This is a genomic window from Microbacterium sp. Kw_RZR3 (assembly GCF_029222405.1).
Classification (GTDB): Bacteria; Actinomycetota; Actinomycetes; order Actinomycetales; family Microbacteriaceae; genus Microbacterium.
In genome coordinates this window covers 1-6428 of sequence record NZ_JARHXC010000121.1, presented here as the reverse complement: position 1 = coordinate 6428, position 6428 = coordinate 1, and the positions used below count along the sequence as shown (strand labels likewise).

Below are 6428 nucleotides of genomic sequence, written 5' to 3'. Positions count from 1 at the left end.
TCAGCCACCTCTGCCGCAGCCCGGGGACCGGAGGCTTCGACAAGCTCAGCCACCTCTGCCGCAGAGGAACCCTCACCACGGGAGGTCCCTGAGCCCGTCGAAGGGACCGGAGGCTTCGACAAGCTCAGCCACCTCCGCCGCAGCCCCGGGACCGGAGGCCACGGAGGGGAGGTCAGAGGGCGAAGGCGGCGCGGACGCCCTCGTTCGTGACCTCGCCGGCGCGGACGTTCAGGCCCTTCGCGAGGGCGGGATCAGCGGATGCCGCGGCGTCCCAGCCCGCGTCGGCGATCCGCGTGATGTAGGGCAGGGTCGCGTTCGAGAGCGCGCGCGTCGAGGTGTGCGGCACCGCGCCGGGCATGTTCGCGACGCAGTAGTACAGCGAGTCGTGCACGCGGAAGGTCGGCGCGTCGTGCGTCGTCGGGCGCGACCCCTCGAAGCACCCGCCCTGGTCGATCGCGATGTCGACGAGCACGGAGCCGGGCTTCATCGCGGCGACCATGTCGTCCGTGACGAGCTTGGGGGCGGCCGCGCCCGGGATCAGCACCGATCCGATCACGAGGTCGGCATCGGCGAGCTGCTCGGCGATCTCGAGGCGGGTCGAGGCGCGGGTCTCGATCGCACCGCCGAAGCGCTCCTCGAGCTGGCGGAGCTTGGGCAGCGAGATGTCGACGACCGTCACGCGCGCCCCGAGCCCCAGGGCGTTGGCGGCCGCGTGCTCGCCCGCGACGCCGCCGCCGATGACGACGACCTTCGCGCGAGGCGTTCCGGGAACACCGCCGGGCAGGAGCCCCCGTCCGCCCGAGGCGCGCAGCAGGTGGTGGGCGCCCTCGATGATCGACAGGCGCCCGGCGACCTCGCTCATCGGCGCGAGCAGCGGCAGGGCCCGGTCGGCGGTCTGCACCGTTTCGTAGGCCACGGCCGTGGTGCCCGCTGCCATCAGGGCGTCGGTCAGGGGCCGGTCGGCCGCGAGGTGCAGGTAGGTGAAGAGCGTGAGGTCGGGGCGGAGGAACCCGTACTCGGGGGCGATCGGCTCCTTGACCTTGACGAGGAGCTCGGCGCGCGCCCACGTCTCGTCGGCGGTCGCGACGATCTCAGCGCCCGCCGCGCGGTACTGGTCGTCGCTGAACCCGCTGCCCTCGCCCGCACCGGCCTGCACGAGCACCTCATGGCCGCGGTGGACGAGAGAATCCACGCCCGCGGGCGTCATCGCGACGCGGTTCTCGTTGTTCTTGATCTCGGTCGGCACGGACACGCGCATGAATTCTCCTCGAGCGGCTGAGTGTTGCGGAGAGGATCGCAGAAACGAGTGTTTCCGTGACGTTAAACCGCAGATCCTTCGAATGAATGCCGCTCGATCGGCGTACTGTCGAACGTGGATACTCCAAACGCCACCGTCGACCGAAGGATCTGCGATGCCCGACGACGAGCTTCACCCTCACGACGCGCGGATCATCGAACTCCTCTCCGCCGACGCGCGAATGACCAACGCCGCGATCGCCGAGGACCTCGGCGTCGCCGCATCGACCGCGCACGCGCGGCTGCGCTCCCTCGTCGATCGAGGTCTCATCACCGGCTTCCACGCGGCCGTCGACCAGAGCAGGCTCGGCCGTGGTCTGCAGGCGATCGTCGGAGTAACCCTGCGGCCGGGGCAGCGTCAAGAGAGCATCCGCGCGTTCGCGCACGAGGTGCGCCGGCATCCGGATGTCATCCAGCTCTTCTTCCTCGGCGGGGCGGACGATTTCCTCGTCCACATCGCCGTCGACGACTCGTCCGCCGTGCGCCGCTTCGTCGTCGATCACCTCTCGGCGCGGCACAGCGTGGCATCCACACGCACGAGCATCATCTTCGAGTATCACCGGAACGCTGTCGCGGCCGACTTCGACTGATCCTCTCGGCACGAAGATGACGCCGCGCGCGACGCCGCTGTCGCGGCGATCGCGAGCCCCACGGCGAGAGCCAGCGCGGCGAGAAGACCGTCACGGACAAGGGCTGCGGAGATCGTGGTGACGACCGTCAGCGCGAGGAACACCGTGGAGACCGCCAGCAGGACGCCGGGAGACAGACGCCCCGGCCCTTTGCGCGTAGCGGAACGCGCGTACACGTAGATCTCGCGCCTCCCGGCTGCCGTGCTCACCGCGGCACGCGACGGCAGCCAGGAGGCCCGAGGAGAGGAGTCGAGGCTCACCGAGCCTCGACCGTGATCTCGAACGTCGTCTTGACGCCGGCGGCATCCTGGATCCAGGCGGACGTCGTTCCGGTCTCGCCCGCTGTGAAGCCCGCGTTGAACGACACCTCGTCCGCATCGGTCGACGCGGCATCGAAGTGCGCGACGGCGTCATTGTCCGTCCCGCCGGTGCCCGGCCATCCGGCGGTGTCGTCGTCGGTCGAGATGATGAGCACCTCTCCAGCGGCGAGCGAGATCTTCGCCCCGGCGAGTTCGGCGGGGGTCATGATGAGCGGGGCCGGCATGCCGATCTCGGTGTCGGCGCCGTCGGTGTCGGGCGCGATGACGTCGACGCTGGTGTTGTCGGAGATCGCGTCGTCGGACGCCGCCGCGAAGGCGGTCACCGTTCCCGTGGCGATGCCGAGCACGACGACGGAGGCGGCCAGGAGGGTGAGGGTTCGCGTGCGCATGGGAGTTCCTTTCGGGAGGGAGCGCCGTCGTTCGCGGCGTCTGATCTGTTCATGGCCGACACCGACGGGGTTCTTTCATCGGGAACGAACTTTTTTTCTGCGCGCGAAAGCGGTGAAAGGCTGCCGCGCTGTCGGACATGATCAATGTGTGCGACACCACTCCCCCGAGAAGACGCGGACGTACGAGGCCTTCGTCCGCGCACATGGCGACGCCGTCTCTCGGTTCCTCCGCCGGCGGTCCGACCCGCAGACCGCCGAGGACGCGTTCTCGGAAACCATGCTGGTGGTGTGGCGGCGCTTCGACGAGGTGCCCGAAGATCCGCTGCCCTGGCTGTACGTCACGGCACGCAACTGCCTGCGCAACGCGGAGCGTTCCACCCGGCGACAGCAACGCGTCGTCGATCGCATCACCACCGTGGACCCGCCCGTGGAGGCGATGGATGCCGAGGATGAGGGCGATCCGCGCGAGGACTGCCTGCGCACCGCTCTGGCCCGCCTGTCGAGAACCGACGCCGAGGTGCTCCGCCTGTGGGCCTGGGAAGAGCTCGGACCGCAGGAGATCGCGATGGTGATCGGGGGCACCGTGAACGCCGTGACCATCCGCCTGCACCGGGCGAAGAAGAAACTCCGTCAAGAAATGGACGCGGCGTGCCCGCCCGTCTCGCGCACGACCTCGGGAGGAGGGGCACGATGACCGATGACGACGACCTCAGAGCGCTGATGCGACGGGCCGACCCCACGAACGCGCACCCGCCGCTCGACGACGCCCGCATTCGCCGCGTCGTCGCAGCCGCCGAGCGCGACGGCCTCGCCCCGGCACCCCGAAAGCGAGCGCGTCTGCTCGTCGCCGGGGCCTCGCTCGGAGCCGTGGCGACCGCGGCGGGTGCCGCACTCATCGCCGGCCTCGTGGCGACACCCGCGCTCCAGGCACCCGGGCCCACGGGCGGATACGTCACGTGCGAGGTTCCGACCGCCGCGGAACTGCGGACGAACGACACGGCGTACGAGGCCCTCGTGACAGGCGTCGACGACGGCGTCGTCACCCTCGAGGTGTCGCACGTCTTCACGGGGACTCCGGATGCCACGGTGGAGCTGCCGCAGTCGCGGACGCCCTCGGGAGACGACCTGTTCGTCACGGGTCGCACCTACCTCGTGGCCTCTACGGGAGGATTCACCGATGACTGCCTGACGGGGCCCGCAACCGCCGAGCTCCGCGCCGTGTACGAGCAGGCGTTCGGCCCCGGGACGGGCGGCTGATTCCGCCGCGCGCCGCCTCTGACGCACGAGAGGACCTTCCCGCACCGCGCATAACTCGGGCCTGGCGTCAAGTGAGGGTCCGTGACCGCGTCAGCACCCATGATGTGACGCGGAGGCGTCAATGCTGCTGTCGGTCGGAGTGGTCGCCATGTGCGTCGGGCTGGCAGCCGGCGTCATCGGCGTCGTGCTGCCCCGCGTCGGCAGCCGGACGCCCCTCGGCGTGTACCTGCGCTATGCCGCGGTCGCCGGGGCTCTGTCGGTCGGGTCCGGTCTCATGTACATCGTGAGCTTCAACGGCGGAGCACCAGGCGCCCTCGTCGTCGCCGATACGGCGATGGTTCTCGCGCCGGCCACTCTGTGCGTCGCGGTCTGGCCTCCGTCGGGCGCACGCTACGGCTCGCCCGTCATGCTCGGCGCCGCGATCGTGATCGGCGGGGTCATGGCCGTCTGCTCGACCGTGCTCACCCCTGCCACATCGATGAAGGTCAAGGTGGCGCTGTTGACCGTGGTCTGCGGTGCCTGCGCGGTGATCGCCCTGCGAAACCGCGCACTCCCGCCCCGATCGACCCGTCTCCTCGGCGCCGTGCAGGGCGCGTACAGCGTGTACTCCGCCCTCCGGAGCGTCGTGCATTCGACGCCCGAGTCACCCCTGAGTCAGAGCCTGTTCTCGATCACCGGCGCCGGCGTCGTCTCCGTGACGTCGATGTTGCTCTGCGGCGTGGCCATCGGACTCGTCGGGCGTCCCGCGGCGCGCACGGAGCACAGCGGCAGCAGCCATCGCACGTTGGTCACGATCGGTGACTGGAAGCTCGCGACCGCCGCTTTCGGCAGAGACCGCGTGCGCGGCCTGCTCATCGAGCTGCGCCTCGCCGCGCAGGACCTCGACCCGACGGCGGTCGACGCGCCACACGGGGTGGAAGTGGCCATCCCGTCCGCCGCCTCGGCGCTGCGGGAACGGATGCGATCGACCTATGGCTGGCGACCCGAAGAGACCGGCCTGCTCATCGACGGCTCGTCGGCCCCGCGGAGTCGGCGGAGAACCGGCGCGTAAGGCGCCGCGACCCGGCCGCGCTCAGCCCACGGCCGCGGCGATCGCGGCGATGTCGGCGGGCATCGACCGGCAGCAGCCACCGACGACCCGCGCGCCGGCGTCGACCCACGATGGAGCGGTCTCGGCCAGCGGAGCCGCACGACCGCTCCAGGTGCGGGTCTCGGCATCCCACCTCTCGCCCGAGTTCGGATAGGCCACCAAAGGCATCCGGGGTGCGATCGCGAGGGAGGGGAGGACGTGCTCGGGGGCGCAGCAGTTGACACCGATCGCGACGACTCCCGGCACGGATGCCGCGATGTCGAAAGCCCGTGCCAACGCCCCGCGCGCCGCGAAAGCGGTGCTGTCGGCCGAGAGACTCACGATGCTCGGCACGTCGAGATCGGCGAGCTCGAGCGCGAGTGCCTCGAGTTCGAGCGCGGACGGGATGGTCTCGACGGCGAACAGGTCGCATCCGGTGTCTGCGAGGATGCGCAGGCGGCGGCGATGCTGCCGGCGCAGCTCGTCGACGGTGAGACCGTAGTCCCCCGTGTACTCGCTCCCGTCGGCGCGCAGCGCCCCGATCGGGCCCACGGATGCCGCGACCACGACGTCGCCGGCCTCTCGGGCGAGCGTCACCGACCGGTGAAGGAGAGCGTCGACCTCGGCATCCGGAATCCCTGCTCCGTAACCCACCTGGTAGCTCGACGTGATGACGACCTCAGCCCCCGCGGTGACGAACGCGGCGTGCGCGGCGCGGACCTCGTCGGGGTCGTCGCGCAGGATCCGCGCGGACCACAGCGACGACGAGACGTCATTGCCGCGGGCCTCGAGCAGGGTCCCCAGACCACCGTCGAGCACGACCGCCCGCTCGGCGAGCGTCGCGGCGAGGTCGATCACGCCTCGTGGGTCTCGCCGGCGGCGAGGACACGCAGGGCATCGGCGAGCAGAGCCTGATCCGCACGGCTGACGCCCCGCAAGGCCTCGGCCTCGAGGCGGACGAGCTCGGTCATCGCGGCGTCGACGCGCTCGATGCCCTCGGGTGTGATGGCGACGAGGATCGCGCGACCGTCGGACGGGTTCGGGCGGCGGTGGACGAGCCCGCGCTCGGCGAGCTTGTCGAGGCGGTTAGTCATCGCGGCGCTGCCGATCATCGTCGCGGCGATCAGCCGGGTGGCGCTCAGCTCGGTGCCGGCGCGGCGGAGGACCGCGAGGACGTCGAACTCCCACAGCGCGATGTCGGCGCTCGCGAACGCGCGGGCACGGAGCTTCGAGAGGTGGAAGGCCGCGCGACGCAGACGCGACATGACGTCGAGCGGCGTGAGGTCGATGTCGGGGAGCAGGCGCGACCACGCGTCGATGAGGAGATCGACCTCGTCATCCTTATTGCTTGCGATAGCCACATGACGACGGTACCGGAGCCGCGGGGCGATGGCGGCTTTCCGGCGGGGTGGGGTGGGTCGTCATGCCGGCGCGGACCCACGGGCGTCCGGGGCGACGACGGCCGGCG

9 protein-coding genes are annotated in these 6428 nt (G+C 70.8%); 4 read left to right on the top strand and 5 right to left on the bottom strand.

The features are described from left to right. Positions 1 to 172: 172 nt before the first annotated feature. Positions 173 to 1258: an alanine dehydrogenase gene (gene ald / locus P2P98_RS06595; protein WP_275798331.1), complete on the bottom strand. Its 1086-nt coding sequence runs from the start codon at positions 1256 to 1258 to the stop codon at positions 173 to 175. A 154-nt stretch (positions 1259 to 1412) separates the two neighbouring features. Here ald and P2P98_RS06590 point away from each other — a divergent pair, with 154 nt between their 5' ends. Next, the gene (locus tag P2P98_RS06590; protein ID WP_275798329.1) at positions 1413 to 1886 is read left to right on the top strand and encodes an Lrp/AsnC family transcriptional regulator; all 474 of its coding nucleotides are present in this window, start codon (positions 1413 to 1415) and stop codon (positions 1884 to 1886) included. Here P2P98_RS06590 and P2P98_RS06585 read toward each other — a convergent pair. Together P2P98_RS06585 and P2P98_RS06580 are read right to left on the bottom strand one after the other, a co-directional pair. Then, a complete protein-coding gene (locus P2P98_RS06585) occupies positions 1853 to 2134 on the bottom strand; it encodes a hypothetical protein (RefSeq protein ID WP_275798327.1) in 282 nt (93 codons plus the stop codon). The two genes, P2P98_RS06590 and P2P98_RS06585, sit on opposite strands and share 34 nt — an antisense overlap. A 47-nt stretch (positions 2135 to 2181) precedes the next feature. Then, complete coding sequence (locus P2P98_RS06580; RefSeq protein WP_275798325.1) at positions 2182 to 2634, bottom strand: hypothetical protein; 453 nt, start codon at positions 2632 to 2634, stop codon at positions 2182 to 2184. A 148-nt stretch (positions 2635 to 2782) separates the two neighbouring features. On the opposite strand from P2P98_RS06580, the gene P2P98_RS06575 reads away from it, so the two are divergent. From P2P98_RS06575 to P2P98_RS06565, 3 genes are all read left to right on the top strand, one after another. Further along, on the top strand, positions 2783 to 3328 hold the full coding sequence (locus P2P98_RS06575; protein ID WP_275798323.1) for a sigma-70 family RNA polymerase sigma factor: 546 nt from the start codon (positions 2783 to 2785) through the stop codon (positions 3326 to 3328). Then, the gene (locus P2P98_RS06570) at positions 3325 to 3891 is read left to right on the top strand and encodes a hypothetical protein (RefSeq protein ID WP_275798321.1); all 567 of its coding nucleotides are present in this window, start codon (positions 3325 to 3327) and stop codon (positions 3889 to 3891) included. Before P2P98_RS06575 ends, P2P98_RS06570 begins: the two co-directional genes overlap by 4 nt. 121 nt (positions 3892 to 4012) lie before the next feature. Continuing rightward, positions 4013 to 4942 (top strand): hypothetical protein, encoded by a 930-nt coding sequence (locus P2P98_RS06565; RefSeq protein ID WP_275798320.1) that lies wholly within the window; start codon positions 4013 to 4015, stop codon positions 4940 to 4942. Between the two features lie 21 nt (positions 4943 to 4963). Here the strand turns inward: P2P98_RS06565 and mmuM are convergent, their stop codons facing one another. After that, on the bottom strand, positions 4964 to 5818 hold the full coding sequence (gene mmuM / locus P2P98_RS06560; protein ID WP_275798318.1) for a homocysteine S-methyltransferase: 855 nt from the start codon (positions 5816 to 5818) through the stop codon (positions 4964 to 4966). Continuing rightward, positions 5815 to 6321, bottom strand: a complete 507-nt coding sequence (locus tag P2P98_RS06555; RefSeq protein WP_275798317.1) for a MarR family transcriptional regulator — start codon at positions 6319 to 6321, stop codon at positions 5815 to 5817. The genes mmuM and P2P98_RS06555 overlap by 4 nt, the downstream gene beginning before the upstream one ends. Positions 6322 to 6428: the final 107 nt, after the last annotated feature.